At 63.0% G+C, this 14810-nt stretch carries 18 protein-coding genes; 16 read left to right on the top strand and 2 right to left on the bottom strand.

Annotated elements, in window-relative coordinates; all coding sequences use genetic code 11:
* Positions 1–15 precede the first annotated feature (15 nt).
* From ACR65N_RS17345 to trmB, 16 genes are all read left to right on the top strand, one after another.
* Positions 16–420 carry a VOC family protein gene (locus ACR65N_RS17345; protein WP_440458015.1) on the top strand — a complete coding sequence of 135 codons (405 nt, stop codon included), beginning with the start codon at positions 16–18 and terminating at the stop codon, positions 418–420.
* A 136-nt stretch (positions 421–556) separates the two neighbouring features.
* Positions 557–1621: a tryptophan--tRNA ligase gene (gene trpS, locus ACR65N_RS17350; protein ID WP_440458016.1), complete on the top strand. Its 1065-nt coding sequence runs from the start codon at positions 557–559 to the stop codon at positions 1619–1621.
* A 155-nt stretch (positions 1622–1776) separates the two neighbouring features.
* Positions 1777–2271: a universal stress protein gene (locus ACR65N_RS17355; RefSeq protein ID WP_430306116.1), complete on the top strand. Its 495-nt coding sequence runs from the start codon at positions 1777–1779 to the stop codon at positions 2269–2271.
* A gap of 113 nt (positions 2272–2384) precedes the next feature.
* On the top strand, positions 2385–2951 hold the full coding sequence (locus ACR65N_RS17360; protein ID WP_430306115.1) for a NifU family protein: 567 nt from the start codon (positions 2385–2387) through the stop codon (positions 2949–2951).
* Positions 2952–2957: 6 nt separating this feature from the next.
* Positions 2958–3623: a tRNA (adenosine(37)-N6)-threonylcarbamoyltransferase complex dimerization subunit type 1 TsaB gene (gene tsaB, locus ACR65N_RS17365; protein WP_440458017.1), complete on the top strand. Its 666-nt coding sequence runs from the start codon at positions 2958–2960 to the stop codon at positions 3621–3623.
* Positions 3624–3632: 9 nt separating this feature from the next.
* On the top strand, positions 3633–4127 hold the full coding sequence (locus ACR65N_RS17370) for a GNAT family N-acetyltransferase (protein ID WP_440458018.1): 495 nt from the start codon (positions 3633–3635) through the stop codon (positions 4125–4127).
* 41 nt (positions 4128–4168) lie between these two features.
* Positions 4169–4597 carry a Fur family transcriptional regulator gene (locus ACR65N_RS17375; protein WP_430306112.1) on the top strand — a complete coding sequence of 143 codons (429 nt, stop codon included), beginning with the start codon at positions 4169–4171 and terminating at the stop codon, positions 4595–4597.
* Positions 4594–5388: a lyso-ornithine lipid O-acyltransferase gene (olsA, locus tag ACR65N_RS17380; RefSeq protein ID WP_440458019.1), complete on the top strand. Its 795-nt coding sequence runs from the start codon at positions 4594–4596 to the stop codon at positions 5386–5388. Before ACR65N_RS17375 ends, olsA begins: the two co-directional genes overlap by 4 nt.
* A gap of 43 nt (positions 5389–5431) precedes the next feature.
* Entirely contained in the window at positions 5432–6835 is a 1404-nt protein-coding gene (gene miaB, locus ACR65N_RS17385; protein ID WP_440458020.1) for a tRNA (N6-isopentenyl adenosine(37)-C2)-methylthiotransferase MiaB, read from the top strand.
* 37 nt (positions 6836–6872) lie between these two features.
* Positions 6873–7928, top strand: coding sequence for a PhoH family protein (locus ACR65N_RS17390; RefSeq protein WP_430306109.1), 1056 nt, complete (start codon positions 6873–6875; stop codon positions 7926–7928).
* Between the two features lie 15 nt (positions 7929–7943).
* Complete coding sequence (gene ybeY / locus ACR65N_RS17395) at positions 7944–8453, top strand: rRNA maturation RNase YbeY (protein WP_440458021.1); 510 nt, start codon at positions 7944–7946, stop codon at positions 8451–8453.
* 9 nt (positions 8454–8462) lie between these two features.
* A complete protein-coding gene (locus ACR65N_RS17400) occupies positions 8463–9638 on the top strand; it encodes a hemolysin family protein (protein WP_440458022.1) in 1176 nt (391 codons plus the stop codon).
* 85 nt (positions 9639–9723) lie between these two features.
* Positions 9724–11328 (top strand): apolipoprotein N-acyltransferase, encoded by a 1605-nt coding sequence (gene lnt / locus ACR65N_RS17405; RefSeq protein WP_440458023.1) that lies wholly within the window; start codon positions 9724–9726, stop codon positions 11326–11328.
* 145 nt (positions 11329–11473) lie between these two features.
* Positions 11474–11893: a helix-turn-helix domain-containing protein gene (locus ACR65N_RS17410; protein WP_430306105.1), complete on the top strand. Its 420-nt coding sequence runs from the start codon at positions 11474–11476 to the stop codon at positions 11891–11893.
* Positions 11894–12091: 198 nt separating this feature from the next.
* Positions 12092–13333, top strand: a complete 1242-nt coding sequence (gene metK, locus ACR65N_RS17415) for a methionine adenosyltransferase (RefSeq protein ID WP_440458024.1) — start codon at positions 12092–12094, stop codon at positions 13331–13333.
* A 2-nt stretch (positions 13334–13335) separates the two neighbouring features.
* Positions 13336–14040, top strand: coding sequence for a tRNA (guanosine(46)-N7)-methyltransferase TrmB (gene trmB, locus ACR65N_RS17420; RefSeq protein ID WP_440458025.1), 705 nt, complete (start codon positions 13336–13338; stop codon positions 14038–14040).
* 27 nt (positions 14041–14067) lie between these two features.
* Here the strand turns inward: trmB and ACR65N_RS17425 are convergent, their stop codons facing one another.
* Entirely contained in the window at positions 14068–14325 is a 258-nt protein-coding gene (locus ACR65N_RS17425) for a BQ00720 family protein (RefSeq protein ID WP_430306102.1), read from the bottom strand.
* Positions 14326–14368: 43 nt separating this feature from the next.
* Positions 14369–14797 (bottom strand): Hsp20 family protein, encoded by a 429-nt coding sequence (locus ACR65N_RS17430; RefSeq protein WP_430306101.1) that lies wholly within the window; start codon positions 14795–14797, stop codon positions 14369–14371.
* Between the last annotated feature and the right edge of the window lie 13 nt (positions 14798–14810).

A 14810-nucleotide genomic window follows, 5' to 3' on the forward strand; every position in this document is an offset into this window, starting at 1 on the left:
TCGGAGAACCGCCGCATGCCGAGCCTGTTCCTCGTCACGCTTGTCGTCGACGACTACGACCGCGCCAAGGCGTTCTATTGCGACGTCCTGGGCTTCGACTGTGTTGTCGACCAGCGGCTCGACGATGCGGGCAAACGCTGGCTGGTGGTGAAGCCCCGGGGAGGAGAGGGCGCCGGCCTTCTGCTCGCGCGTGCCGATGGCGCGGTCGAGGATGTCGCCATCGGCAACCAGACCGCAGGCCGCGTCGGTTTCTTCCTCAGCACCGACAACTTTGCCCGTGACCATGCCGCCTTCACGGCAAATGGCGTCACGTTCATCGAGGAGCCTCGCCACGAGCCCTACGGCACAGTCGCGGTCTTTTCCGACCTCTATGGCAACCTTTGGGACCTGATCGAGCATCGTGGCGAAACTGCCTCTTGATCGCAGGCCATCCGCTGTGCTTCAAGCGCGCCGTTAGTACCATGGCCCTCAGGGGCGGAACGCGGAAAGACCTTCACCCTTTCCGATGATCCGTTTCCGAAAGCCTGTGGCCCTCCACCAGCCTATCGAGGACGATATGAACAGCTTCAAGCCGCTTGTTTTCTCCGGCGTTCAGCCAACCGGCAACCTGCATCTCGGCAATTATCTCGGCGCCATCCGCAAGTTCGTGGCGCTGCAGGAGAACAACGACTGCATCTACTGCGTCGTCGACCTGCATGCCATCACCGCCCAGCTCGTGCATCAGGACCTGCGCGGCCAGATCCGCTCAATCGCTGCCGCCTTCATCGCGTCGGGTATCGACCCCGTGAAGCATATCGTCTTCAACCAGTCGGCCGTTCCGCAGCATGCGGAACTGGCCTGGGTGTTCAACTGCGTCGCCCGCATCGGCTGGATGAACCGCATGACGCAGTTCAAGGACAAGGCCGGCAAGGACCGCGAGAACGCCTCGCTCGGCCTGCTCGCCTATCCAAGCCTGATGGCCGCCGACATCCTCGTCTACCGTGCCACCCATGTGCCGGTTGGCGATGACCAGAAGCAGCATCTGGAGCTTGCCCGCGACATTGCCCAGAAGTTCAACATCGACTTCCAGGAGAAGATCCGCGCCAACGGCAAGGGTGTCGACATGGTCGTCGGCGAAGAGCCGATCCACGGCTTCTTCCCGCTGGTCGAGCCGCTGATCGATGGTCCGGCGCCGCGCGTCATGTCCTTGCGCGACGGCACCAAGAAGATGTCGAAGTCCGATCCGTCGGACCTGTCGCGTATCAACCTGATGGACGATGCCGACGAGATCCTGAAGAAGATCCGCAAGGCGAAGACCGATCCGGAAGGCTTGCCGTCGGAACTGGAGGGCCTGAAGGGCCGGCCGGAAGCCGACAACCTGATCGGCATCTATGCAGCGCTCTCGGATCGCACCAAGGAAGACGTTCTGAAGGAGTTCGGCGGCCAGCAGTTCTCGGTGTTCAAGCCGGCGCTTGCCGATCTCGCCGTCCACGTGCTGGCACCGATCACCACCGAAATGCGCCGGCTGATGGACGATACCAGCCACATCGACGCCATCCTGCGCGACGGCGGGGAGCGGGCAGGCGCGCGGGCGCAGGCGGTGATGGACGACGTTTTCGACATCATCGGCTTCCTGCGCTAGTCGCTGACCACCAGCCGGAAGTCGATGATCGGTGACTGCCGTAAAATTCTATGCCCGTCGCAGTCTCTGCGGCGGGTTTTCATTTTCGCCGGTTCGTATAATTTCGCCATCACGACTGCTTCGGTCGTGAACGTGGACGGGAATGAGAGGCGAGCATGGTTTCGACAAGACTTTCCAGGCTCGAAGGACACCGGCGCAAGTTCATGGCCGTCATCGACGGCACGCCGGAGTGCGAAAAGGCCATTCATTATGCCGGCCGCCGGGCACAGAACACCAATGGCGGCCTGGTCCTGCTGTTCGTCATCCCGGAAGGCGATTTTCAGCAGTGGCTGGGCGTCGAGCAGATCATGCGCGCCGAAGCCCGCGAGGAAGCCGAGGCGGTGATGGCCAAGGCGGCGCAGAAGGTTCGCGAGACGATCGGCATCGATCCGGAAGTGGTGATCCGCGAAGGCGTCCCCTCCGAGCAGATCAACGCCGCAATCGAGGAGGACCGCGATATCGCAATCCTCGTGCTTGCCGCCGGATCCTCGGCCAAGGAAGGCCCCGGACCTTTGGTCGCCTCGCTTGCCGCGCGCAGCACCGCGTTCCCGATCCCGGTGACCGTCCTGCCCGACACGCTGAGCGACGATGAAATCGATGCGCTCTGCTGACAGGGTCTTGACCCTCCTGTGTCAAAGGCGCACTTGAAAGAAAACCTGATACGGACTATCTTCTTTGGAAGAATTCTAAACTGGCGCCGTCTTGGCTGCCGAGGAGCACCGTGATGTTCATCCAGACCGAATCCACCCCCAATCCGGCAACGCTGAAGTTCCTGCCCGGCAAGGTCGTGATGGAAAAGGGAACGGCGGATTTCCGCAATGCCGACGACGCGGAAGCTTCGCCGCTTGCCGCCCGCCTGTTCGATATCCCCGGCGTGACGGCCGTCTATTTCGGCTACGATTTCGTCACGGTGACCAAGGAAGCCCAGGAATGGCAGCACCTGAAGCCGGCCATCCTCGGCTCGATCATGGAGCACTTCATGTCCGGCCAGCCGGTCATGGGCGGTTCTGCCAGCATGGCGGAAGCCACGGATGAGGAAGGCGAGTTCTTCGCCACCGGCGACGAGACCATCGTCGCGACCATCAAGGAGCTCCTGGAGACGCGCGTTCGCCCGGCGGTTGCCCAGGACGGCGGCGATATCACCTTCAAGGGTTTTCGCGACGGCACCGTCTATCTCAACATGAAGGGCGCCTGCTCCGGCTGCCCGTCCTCGACCGCGACACTGAAGCACGGCGTGCAGAACCTGCTCAAGCACTTCGTTCCGGAAGTCCAGGCCGTCGAAGCTCTCTGATCGCCGATGAAGCTTCTCGCCATCGATACGGCCGGGGTGGATTGTTCCGCCGCGGTCTATGACGCCGACCGATCGGAAGTCCTGTCGCAGGCAACGGAGCGGATCGGCAAGAGTCACGCCGAACGGTTGATGGCGATGATCGACGAGGTGCTGGCACAGGCCCGCCTCGACATGCAGGATATCAATCGGATCGCCGTGACCATCGGACCTGGATCCTTCACCGGCATCCGGGTCGGCGTTGCCGCCGCCCGCGGGCTTGCGCTGGCGCTCGGGGTCGAGGCCGTCGGCGTGACGACGCTGGAGGCGATGGCGAGGACATTTCTTGCCGAAGTGCGGACTGGATCGACACCCGTCATCGCCGCCATGGATGCCAAGCGCGACGAGATCTATGTTCAGGCCTTCTCGGCCGACGGGCGGCCGCTTGGAGATCCGGCGATCGTCTCGCTCGACAGCCTTAAATCCACGGCGGACCGTCTTGGCGCGAGGGTCGTCGGCAGCGCTGCGGCACTGCTGGAAGGCGAGCCGGGATCTACGGAGCCGGACCGCTTCGACATCGCGATGGTTGCCCGCATCGGAGCCGCGGCGGGTGCCGGCGCGGCGCGTCCGAAACCGCTTTACCTGCGCGGTCCGGATGCTAAACCCCAGGACGGATTTGCTCTTGCCCGTGCCTGACGATTCGCAATGTTCGACGACTATCTGACCTGGAAACCCTTCTTCGATATCGCTCCCATGCTGCTCGACGATTGCCGCGCGGTCTCGGATCTGCACGGCCAGCGCTTCGCCCGGCAGTGGGGCGACGGCGAGATAGCCAGTCTCTTGATGCAGCCGGGCGTCTTCGGCTTCTGCGCCTTCCAGACCAATGCCTTCTTCAGTCGGCCGCTGGGCGGCTTCGCTCTCTCCCGTGAAGCGGCCGGTGAGGCAGAAATACTGACGATAGGTGTGGCCGAAAAGGTCGGCCGCAGCGGCCTCGGCTGGCGCCTGATGCAGGCCGCCCTGCGCGAGGCCACGGTGCGCGGCGTCGAGACGATGTTCCTCGAGGTCGAGGAGAACAATGTTGCTGCCGTCGGGCTTTACCGGCGGCTGGGCTTCGAGCAGGTTGCCCGTCGACCGGCCTACTATGCGGCGGCCGATGGCACGCGGTCCGCGGCGCTTGTCATGCGGCGCGATCTTCGTTAGTCCGTTCGGATGAGCGACCGAGAATGCAAGGCCGGTACGATATGACGGACCTTTCAAAATCCCTTGAGGAGCTGTGTGCGGAACGCGGCATGCGGATGACCGAGCAGCGCCGGGTCATCGCCCGCATCCTGCAGGACAGCGACGATCATCCGGACGTCGAAGAGCTGTACCGCCGCTCCACCCGGATCGATTCGCGCATCTCGATTTCCACTGTCTACCGGACGGTAAAACTGTTCGAGGATGCCGGCATCATCGAGAAGCACGATTTTCGCGACGGCCGTTCCCGCTACGAGACCGTGCCGGAAGAGCATCACGACCACATGATCGATGTGAAGACCGGCGCGGTGGTGGAATTCCGATCGGCTGAAATCGAGGCGCTGCAGGAGCGCATCGCCCGCGAGCATGGCTTTCGTCTCGTCGGTCACCGCCTGGAGCTTTACGGTATTCCGCTGGACAAGGACGACACGTGATCAACTGGCTGCGGATCGGCCTCATCGTCATCATCCTCTCGGTGGTGACGCTTGTCCTTCTGCCGTTCCAGCTGCTGGCCCTGCGCTTCGACTGGCGGCTGCGCCGTCGTCTGCCGCGCTGGTGGCACCGCATCGCCTGCTACATGCTCGGCATCCGGATCCGCACACACGGACGGATCGAGGCCCGCAGGCCGCTGATGCTGGCGGCGAACCACGCCTCCTGGAAGGATATCCTCGTGCTCGGCGCAGTCGCCGACGTCGCCTTCATCGCCAAGGCGGAAGTGGCCGGCTGGCCGGTCTTTGGGCTGCTCGCAAAATGGCAGAAGTCGGTGTTCGTCGTTCGTGAGCAGAAGCGCCGCACCGGCGATCAGGTCAACGAGATCGCCGACCGGCTTGCCGGCGGCGAGATCATCGTCCTGTTTCCGGAAGGCACCACCTCCGACGGCAACCGTCTTCTCGACGTCAAGTCGTCGCTGTTCGGCGCTGCCGCCGCAGCTGTCGCCTCGGCGCCGGACGGCGTCGTCTACGTCCAGCCGGTGTCGATCGCCTATACCGGCATCTACGGCATGCCGATGGGTCGCTACCATCGACCGATCGCCGCCTGGCCGGGCGATGTCGAACTGGTGCCGCATCTTCTCGGCGTCCTGAAGGCGCAGGCGATCGATGTCGACGTCGATTTCGGCGAGGTGGTCGAGTTTCGCGCCGAGACCAATCGCAAGGTTGCCGGAGCAACCGTGGTTAGCCGCCTGCGGGCGCAATTGCAGCGCCGGCTTTACCGGCGAGCCGGCTGAAACATCCTTCTAATCTGGGCGATCTTGCAGTAAAGAAGCCACCATGACCGAACAGACCGCCACGCTTCCTGCCGCTGCCCAAACCGGCGGTGACATCGCCAACACGCGCAAGGTGTTCATCAAGACCTACGGGTGCCAGATGAACGTTTACGACTCGGTGCGCATGGGCGATGCGCTGGCGAGCGAAGGCTATGTGACCACCGACGCCATGGAAGAGGCGGACCTCGTTCTCCTCAACACCTGCCACATCCGCGAGAAGGCGGCCGAGAAAGTCTATTCGGCTCTCGGGCGCCTGCGCGAGATGAAGAAGGAGCGCCGGGCGAACGGCGGCGAACTGATGATCGGTGTTGCCGGCTGTGTCGCGCAGGCGGAAGGCGAGGAGATCCTGCGGCGTGCGCCTGCGGTCGACGTGGTCATCGGGCCGCAGACCTATCATCGCCTGCCGCAGGCACTCCGGCGGGCGCGCTCCGGCGAGCGGGTGATCGAGACCGATTATGCGGTCGAAGACAAGTTCGAGCACCTGCCGAAGACCGACAAGGCGCAGATCCGGGCGCGTGGCGTGACGGCATTCCTCACCGTCCAGGAAGGCTGCGACAAGTTCTGCACCTTCTGCGTCGTCCCCTATACGCGCGGTTCGGAAGTCTCGCGGCCGCTGTCGCAGATCGTCGACGAAGCGCAGCGGCTGGTTGATGCCGGAGTGCGCGAGATCACCCTGCTCGGGCAGAACGTCAATGCCTGGCACGGCGCGGGGCCGAACGGCGAAAGCTGGGGGCTCGGCGACCTTCTTTACCGGCTGGCGGAAATCCAAGGCCTCGCGCGGCTGCGCTACACCACCAGCCACCCGCGCGACATGGACGACCGGCTGATCGAGGCGCACCGCGACCTGCGTGCCCTGATGCCGTACCTGCACCTGCCGGTCCAGGCGGGCTCCGACCGCATTCTGAAGGCGATGAACCGGCGGCATACCGGCGAGGAATATCTGCGGCTGATCGAGCGGATCCGCTCCGCCCGTCCCGACATCGCACTCTCGGGCGATTTCATCGTCGGTTTTCCCGGCGAGACGGATGCCGATTTCGAGGACACGCTGCGGCTGGTGGAGACGGTCCGCTACGCCCAGGCCTTCTCGTTCAAATATTCGACGCGCCCCGGAACTCCCGGCGCCGACCTCGGTTCGCAGGTCGCGGACGCGGTCAAGGCAGAGCGGCTGGAGCGGTTGCAGGCGTTGTTGCTGAGGCAGCAGCACGAGTTTGCCGAGGCCTGCGTCGGCCGGACCCTCGACATCCTGCTGGAGAAGCCCGGCCGGATGCCGGGGCAGTTGATCGGCCGGTCTCCCTGGCTGCAGTCCGTCAATGTCGATGCGGCGTCATCGCAAATCGGTGACATTATTTCTGTACGAATCGTCGGCACGGGACCAAACAGCTTGTTTGCCGAGAGAATTGAGCGTTAACTTAGGTCTTGGTGGATCTCTTGAGGAGCCTGACTGCTTGAACGGACGTGAACTGGTAACCTCACCCTCGCGCCACAGCCGAACCTCAGCGGTCGACGCCAACCACTTCGTCTTGACGTTCGAGAACAATCGCCTTGCCAGCGAGTTGTTCGGACAATTCGACCAGAACCTCAAGCTTCTGGAAGAGCGCCTGCAGATCGATGCGCGCGCCCGCGGCAATTCCGTCAGCATTTCCGGCGAGGTCGTTGCCACCAACCAGGCGCGCCGCGCTCTCGATTTTCTCTACGAGCGCTTGCAGAAGGGCGGCTCGGTGGAAACCTCCGACGTGGAAGGTGCAATACGCATGGCCGTTGCGGCAGATGATCAGCTGACCCTCCCGACCCTGGAGCGGAAGGCCAAGCTTTCCATGGCGCAGATCTCGACCCGCAAGAAGACCGTCCAGGCGCGAACGCCGACGCAGGACACCTACATGCGGGCGCTGGAGCGCTCCGAGCTGGTCTTTGGTGTCGGTCCCGCCGGCACCGGCAAGACCTATCTCGCGGTCGCCCACGCCGCACAGTTGCTCGAGCGGGGCGCCGTCGACAAGATCATCCTGTCGCGCCCGGCCGTCGAAGCCGGCGAACGCCTGGGCTTCCTGCCCGGCGACATGAAGGACAAGGTCGATCCCTATCTCCGGCCTCTATATGATGCGCTCTACGACATGATCCCCGGCGACAAGGTCGAGCGGGCGATCACGGCAGGCGTCATCGAAATCGCCCCGCTCGCCTTCATGCGCGGACGCACGCTGGCGAATGCCGCCGTTATCCTCGACGAGGCGCAGAACACCACATCGATGCAGATGAAGATGTTCCTGACGCGCCTTGGCGAAAACGCCCGGATGATCATCACCGGCGACCCGAGCCAGGTCGACCTGCCGCGCGGCGTCAAGTCCGGTCTGGTCGAGGCGTTGCAGATCCTCAAGGAGATCGAGGGGATCTCCGTCGTCCGGTTCAAGGACACAGACATCGTGCGCCACCCGCTGGTCGGCCGCATCGTCCAGGCCTACGACGCGCAGTACGCTGTTCACGAGGAAAGCGAGGAGCAGGACCGCTGAGGCGGACCGGATGCGATGCCCGACATAGACATACAGATCAGCGTCGAAGACGAAGGCTGGCCGAGCGAGGACAGCCTCTTCACCTTGACGGACAAGGTGATCTCGGCTGCAGCAGCCTATCTGCAGGCGCAGGAGAAGCAGCCGTTTCCGGCGCAACCTTCCGAGCTTTCCCTTGTTTTCACCGGGGACGCGGCAATTCGCGAGATCAATGCCGAGTGGCGTGGTCAGGACAAGCCGACCAACGTCCTGTCGTTCCCGGCCTTCCCCGTGATGCCGGGCAAGATGCCGGGCCCGATGCTGGGAGATATCGTCATTGCCCGGGAGACCGTCGAACGGGAAGCGATCGATCTCGACAAGCCTTTCGACGAGCACCTGACGCACCTTCTGGTGCACGGTTTCCTGCATCTTTTCGGCTACGATCACATCGAGACTGACGAAGCAGAGACAATGGAATCCCTCGAGACTCGCATTTTGGCCACGCTTGGCCTATCTGATCCCTATGCGGGACAAGATCCCATAGTGTAAATTGGAACGATGAACGATAATCCGACAAGCGCCGTCCGCGACGGCAACGACTCCGAGCAGTCGTCTTCCGAAGAGGGCGGCAGTCCGGCGAAACGTGACGCTCCGCACCGATCGCACAGCTCCTTCTGGGCACGTGTGGTACGGCTGCTGAGGCCATCGCAGGGCGAGCGACTGCGCGAAGATCTTGCCGATGCGCTGCTGACCGATACCAATGTCAGCAACGCGTTTTCGCCCGAAGAACGGGCCATGCTGCACAACATCCTGCGTTTCCGCGAAGTCCGCGTCGAAGACATCATGGTGCCGCGCGCCGATATCGAAGCCGTCGACATGACGATGACGCTCGGCGATCTTCCCATTCAGTTCGAGGAAAACGGCCGCTCGCGGATGCCGGTCTATGCCGACACGCTGGATGATCCGCGCGGCTTCGTCCATATCCGCGATCTCCTGTCCTATCTCGCCAAGCAGGCGCGCAACCGTCGCCGGGGCGCAGCGGCGAAGGCTGTCCATGTCGATGCCGCCCCGGATGCGGTGCTGAAGGAAAAGACCGTGCGCACGCCGCGGCCGGCCTTCGACCTCGGTCGCGTCGACCTGAGCACGACCGTTGCCGATGCCGGCCTGGTGCGCAAGATCCTCTTCGTCCCGCCGTCGATGCAGGCTTCCGACCTGTTGCAGAGCATGCAGGCGGCACGCACGCAGCTGGCGCTGGTGATTGACGAATACGGCGGCACCGACGGGCTTGTCAGCCACGAGGACATTGTCGAGATGGTGATCGGCGACGTCGAGGACGAGCACGACAATGAGGAGGTCATGGTCTCCCGCACCAGCGATGATGTCTTCATCGCCGATGCGCGGGTCGAGCTTGAGGAAATCGCCGCAGCGATCGGCTCGGACTTCGATGTCCGCGATCAGCTGGAAGACGTCGATACGCTGGGCGGCCTGATCTTCTCGTCGCTCGGCCGCATTCCGGTGCGTGGCGAACTGGTGCAAGCGGTTCCCGGGTTCGAATTCCAGATCCTCGACGCCGATCCCCGCCGCATCAAGCGGGTCCGTATCGTCCGCAAGCGGCAGCTCGTGGCACGTCGCCGGCTCGCCAAGGGTGAGGCCGATCATGGCGGTCCAGAGAGCCCACCGCCGCCTCACCACCCGAACACCGCCGACAGCGGTGCCGAACAGCGTGGACCCTGAACCTGTTCCTGCGTAAACACGACGGGGCGAGGGTGACGTGCTGCGGCGCTGGCCGTTGCGGGCGATGAGCGGGGAACGGTAAGCAATGGAGCGGATTGCCAGCAAGGTCATCCTTCTGTGGGGTGTGCGTCGGGCGATCCTGGCGATCCTTGCCGGTGCCCTCGGTGCGCTTGCGCTGCCGCCTTTCTCCTTCATCGGCGCACTCTTCGTCTCCTTCACCCTCCTCGTCTGGCTGATGGACGGGGCCGCCTCGGCACCGGGAACCGGTTTCTTTGCCCGCTGGCGATCGAACTTCTGGCTGGGATGGCTTTTCGGCTTCGGCTATTTCGTCGCCGGCCTCTGGTGGCTGGGTAATGCGCTGCTCGTCGATGCGGAAGGTTTCGCCTGGGCCCTGCCGCTCGCCATCTTCGGGCTTCCTGCCTGTCTTGCCATCTTCTGGGGGCTTGCCACCTGGCTTGCCGGGTGCCTGTGGTCCGACGGCTTCGGCCGGCTCGCGGCACTTGCCGTCGGCTTTGGCCTGGCGGAATGGTTGCGCGGCTTCCTGTTCACCGGCTTCCCCTGGAACACTATCGGCTACGGCGTGATGCCGATCCCGCTGATGATGCAGTCGGCCGGGCCCATCGGCATCTTCGGCGTCTCGACGCTTGCAGTGTTCGTGCTGTCGGCACCAGCCCTGCTCGGGACCCGTCGCGGACTGGCGGGCGGCCTGACGCTCGCCGCAGTGCTGGCGGCAGTACATCTCGGCTACGGCGCCTATCGACTGTCGGCGGCACCGGCACCGGCAGCGGACGCCCGGGGCGAGCAGTCGCTCACCGTGCGCATCGTCCAGCCGGTCATCGACCAGGCCCGCAAGATGGACAATTCCGACCGGGTTTCGGTGTTCGAGGAGCATCTGGCGCTCAGCGCGCTCCCGCCAAAAGACGGCGCGCGCCGACCAGACGTTATCATTTGGCCGGAAACCTCGGTCCCGTTCATCCTCACCCAGAATCGTGACGGCCTGACCCGCATCGGAGACATGCTGTCCGACGGCCAGATCCTCATCGCCGGCGTGGTGCGTGCCGAGGACGCGGTTCCGGGCCAGCCGCCGCGCTACTATAACTCTATCTATGCGATCGACAGCCAGGGCCAGATCATCGGCGCTGTAGACAAGGTCCACTTGACGCCGTTCGGCGAGTACCTGCCCTTTGAGGATCTCCTCAACAGCTGGGGCATCGGCAATGTCGTCGAGATGCCGGGCGGCTTCACGGCCGGCACGCGACATGCACTGATGACGCTTCCGAGCGGCCGGTCCTTCTATCCGCTGATTTGCTACGAAGCGATCTTCCCCGATGAGATCGAACCGCTGGTGGCAGGCGCGGCGGCACTGCTCAACGTCACCAACGACGGATGGTTTGGCGACACACCCGGCCCCTACCAGCACTTCCAGCAGGCGAGGCTGCGGGCTGTGGAAAACGGCATCCCACTGATTCGCAGCGCAAATAACGGGATTTCCGGTGTCGTCGATGCATTTGGCCGGGTTGAACAGGGGCTGGCGCTTAATCAGAAAGGCGTCATTGATGCCACTCTGGGTGGTTCTCCTGTCCCGGTTTGGGACAGCTACGGCCGGCAAACGCACTTCTGGTTGATAGTTGTCGCCCTGTTCCTGATTGCAGGAATTTCTCGTTTTGGTTTCAAATTCAGGCTCAATTGACCGCAAACCCCTAAGAACGCATAGTGTGCCGCTCTCCGTGTCGACGTATGCTGCTCTTGATCGCCCGGGCACCGGTAAGGTCAGTCATGTCGAGAAGCACGTCATGAGGGCGGTGGGGGCCTGAGATTAACCTAGGACTTTTGCAATGATTGAGAATAAGAAGAAGCCGAACCCGATCGACATCCATGTGGGAAGTCGAATTCGCCTTCGGCGCACCATGCTGGGCATGAGCCAGGAAAAGCTTGGCGAGAGCCTCGGCATTACTTTTCAGCAGATCCAGAAATACGAAAAGGGGACGAATCGCGTCGGTGCAAGCCGTCTGCAGAACATCTCCAGCATCCTCAATGTGCCCGTATCGTTCTTCTTTGAAGATGCCCCTGGCGATCAGGCTCCCAATGCAGCCGGCATGGCCGAAGCGACCAGCTCGAATTATGTGGTCGACTTCCTCTCGTCCTCCGAGGGACTGCAGTTGAACCGCGCCTTCGTCAAGATCAGCGATCCGAAGGTCCGCCGCAAACTGGTCGATCTCGTCAAGGCGCTCGCCGCCGAGGCTGAACTCGAATAGATCCCATCCTCCCGGATCCGGAAGTTGAGAGCGGCCACCAGGCCGCTTTTTTCATGTCTGATCACCAGAGATCCGTGTTTCTTCCGGATCGCCAGCTGCTATGGCCGTATAAAGATATATTTATGTCGTTGTGTCCTTGTCATTTCGAGCTGAACTCACTACGACAATCAGCGGTTTGTTCTTGAGGGGAATCCCAGCATGCGCGCCAATTATCTGTTTACCAGCGAGTCCGTCGCTGAAGGCCATCCCGACAAGGTCTGTGACCGGATCTCGGACGAAATCGTCGATCTCGTTTACCGTGAAGCGACCAAGACGGGCGTCGACCCGTGGAAGGTGCGCATCGCCTGCGAAACGCTCGCCACCACCAATCGCGTGGTGATCGCCGGCGAAGTTCGCCTGCCGCCGAGCCTGATGAAGCAGGACAAGGACGGCAACGAGGTCATCAACCCCTCCAAATTCAAGGCGGCTGCCCGCCGTGCGATCAAGGATATCGGCTACGAGCAGGACGGTTTCCACTGGAAGACCGCCCGCATCGACGTGCTGCTCCACTCGCAGTCGGCCGACATCGCGCAGGGCGTCGACAACGCTGCCGACCAGCAGGGTGACGAAGGTGCCGGCGACCAGGGCATTATGTTCGGTTACGCCTGCAACGAGACCCCCGACCTGATGCCGGCGCCGATCTACTACTCGCACCGCATCCTGCAGCTGCTGGCCACCGCCCGCAAGAAGGGTGAAGGCGACGTCGCCAAGCTCGGTCCCGATGCCAAGAGCCAGGTGACCGTCCGCTACGTCGACGGCAAGCCTTCGGAAGCCGTCTCGATCGTGCTGTCCACCCAGCATCTCGACGACAGCTGGGACAGCGCCAAGGTCCGCGAAGTCGTGGAACCCTACATCAATGAAGCGCTGGGCGACCTGAAGATCGCCGACGACTGCAAGTGGTACATCAACCCCACCGGCAAGTTCGTCATCGGCGGTCCCGACGGCGACGCCGGCCTGACCGGCCGCAAGATCATCGTCGACACCTACGGCGGTGCCGCACCGCATGGCGGTGGCGCTTTCTCCGGCAAGGACACCACCAAGGTCGACCGTTCGGCTGCTTACGCCGCACGTTACCTGGCGAAGAATGTCGTTGCTGCCGGCCTCGCCGACAACTGCACCATCCAGATCTCCTACGCGATCGGGATCGCCCAGCCGCTGTCGATCTATGTCGATCTGCACGGCACCGGCAAAGGTGCGACCGAGGACCAGGTGGAGGCGGCGATCCGCCAGGTGATGGATCTTTCCCCAACCGGAATTCGTCGACATCTTGACCTTAACAAGCCAATCTATGCAAAGACTGCTTCCTACGGCCATTTCGGCCGCAAGGCTGGCCGCGACGGTTCCTTCTCCTGGGAGAAGCTCGACCTCGTCAAGCCGCTGAAGGAAGCAATGAAGGGCTGAGAATGGCTGAGGAAACCGAGCGCCGATCGCGCGCCACAGAGGCGTTCTACGGTCGGCGCAAGGGCAAGCAACTGAGAGAGCGTCAGGTCGACCTGATGACGACGCTCCTGCCGTCCTTGAAGGTGGATCTGGCGCAGCCTGCGCCGGACGACCTCAAGACGCTGTTTGCGCGACCGGTCGAGAACCTGCGCCTGGAAATCGGCTTCGGTGGCGGCGAACACCTTGTGCATCGCGCCGGTGAGAACCCTGCAACGGGTTTCATCGGCGTCGAGCCCTTCGTCAATTCCATGGCGAAGCTGCTGGCGCAGGTGAGCGAACGGCAACTGGACAATATCCGCGTCCATGACGACGATGCGACGCAGCTGCTCGACTGGATGCCGGAGGCATCGATCGACCGCATCGACCTTCTCTACCCGGATCCCTGGCCGAAGAAGAAGCACTGGAAGCGGCGCTTCGTATCGCAGGTCAATCTTGAACGATTTCATCGGGTGCTGAAGCCGGGCGGCCTGCTCTGCTTTGCCTCCGACATCGACACCTATGTCAACTGGACGCTGCAGCATTGCCGCACCCATGGCGGCTTTCAATGGACTGCCGAGCAGCCGTCCGACTGGCTCGAACCCTTCGCCACCTGGCCGGGAACCCGCTATGAGGCGAAAGCCCGGCGCGAGGGCCGCTCTTCCGCCTATCTGACATTTCGCCGGGTCTGACCCGACGTGCCGTTCGGGCCTTGACCGCTAGTGCAGGCTAACGGTCTTCAGGTCGTCTTCGGCTGCCTTGAAGAAGGTGCTGGAACGGTTGTCGGTCAGCAGGATCGGCGTGCCGTCGGCACCGAACAGCGCCCATAGGTCAAGAGCGGGATCGATATCAGGAGCCTCGGGAAAACAGCGGGAAACCTCTTCGGAACGCATCCGGCGGATATAACCGATCTCGCCGGAGCCGAGGTGAGCCAACTCTGATTGCGTCAGCTGCGAGGTCGCATTTTTGAGGAGCATGGAAGCCTCCGTCCATTCATGTCTGGCACTGCTGCCAAGACAGTTAATCTGAGACGGAAATGTTAATTTTTCGCACCATGCGTGCCGGTTCCGGCCGGATAAGATCGATGGCAAGAAGCCCGTTGCGAAGGCTCGCGCCGCCCACCTGCATGCCGTCCGCAAGCACGAAGACGCGCTGGAACTGGCGCGCCGCGATGCCCCGGTACAGGTAGTCGCGCTCGCCCGTCTCGCTCTGCCGGCCGCGGATCGTCAACTGGTTCTCCTCGACGCTGACGTCGAGATCCTCTTCCGAAAAGCCGGCCACCGCCAGCGTCACCCGCAGACGATCCGGTTCGCCGGCACTGGTCGGGCGCAGCCGCTCGATATTGTAGGGCGGGTAGCCGTCATTCGCCTTGGCCAGCCGCTGAAGGGCGACCTCCATGGTATCAAAGCCGAGGAGAAGCGGGCTCGCGAACTGTGTCATTCTGCTCATCGTGCAGTCCTTG

The sequence above is a fragment of the Rhizobium sp. SAFR-030 genome, from assembly GCF_059415005.1.

Bases quoted from the DNA above. Each gene is read 5' to 3' on its own strand.
- ACR65N_RS17345 (WP_440458015.1), top strand. From the start codon at position 16: ATGCCGAGCCTGTTCCTCGTCACGCTTGTCGTCGACGACTACGACCGC.
- trpS (WP_440458016.1), top strand. From the start codon at position 557: ATGAACAGCTTCAAGCCGCTTGTTTTCTCCGGCGTTCAGCCAACCGGC.
- ACR65N_RS17355 (WP_430306116.1), top strand. From the start codon at position 1,777: ATGGTTTCGACAAGACTTTCCAGGCTCGAAGGACACCGGCGCAAGTTC.
- ACR65N_RS17360 (WP_430306115.1), top strand. From the start codon at position 2,385: ATGTTCATCCAGACCGAATCCACCCCCAATCCGGCAACGCTGAAGTTC.
- tsaB (WP_440458017.1), top strand. From the start codon at position 2,958: ATGAAGCTTCTCGCCATCGATACGGCCGGGGTGGATTGTTCCGCCGCG.
- ACR65N_RS17370 (WP_440458018.1), top strand. From the start codon at position 3,633: ATGTTCGACGACTATCTGACCTGGAAACCCTTCTTCGATATCGCTCCC.
- ACR65N_RS17375 (WP_430306112.1), top strand. From the start codon at position 4,169: ATGACGGACCTTTCAAAATCCCTTGAGGAGCTGTGTGCGGAACGCGGC.
- miaB (WP_440458020.1), top strand. From the start codon at position 5,432: ATGACCGAACAGACCGCCACGCTTCCTGCCGCTGCCCAAACCGGCGGT.
- ybeY (WP_440458021.1), top strand. From the start codon at position 7,944: ATGCCCGACATAGACATACAGATCAGCGTCGAAGACGAAGGCTGGCCG.
- ACR65N_RS17400 (WP_440458022.1), top strand. From the start codon at position 8,463: ATGAACGATAATCCGACAAGCGCCGTCCGCGACGGCAACGACTCCGAG.
- lnt (WP_440458023.1), top strand. From the start codon at position 9,724: ATGGAGCGGATTGCCAGCAAGGTCATCCTTCTGTGGGGTGTGCGTCGG.
- ACR65N_RS17410 (WP_430306105.1), top strand. From the start codon at position 11,474: ATGATTGAGAATAAGAAGAAGCCGAACCCGATCGACATCCATGTGGGA.
- metK (WP_440458024.1), top strand. From the start codon at position 12,092: ATGCGCGCCAATTATCTGTTTACCAGCGAGTCCGTCGCTGAAGGCCAT.
- trmB (WP_440458025.1), top strand. From the start codon at position 13,336: ATGGCTGAGGAAACCGAGCGCCGATCGCGCGCCACAGAGGCGTTCTAC.
- ACR65N_RS17425 (WP_430306102.1), bottom strand. From the start codon at position 14,325: ATGCTCCTCAAAAATGCGACCTCGCAGCTGACGCAATCAGAGTTGGCT.
- ACR65N_RS17430 (WP_430306101.1), bottom strand. From the start codon at position 14,797: ATGAGCAGAATGACACAGTTCGCGAGCCCGCTTCTCCTCGGCTTTGAT.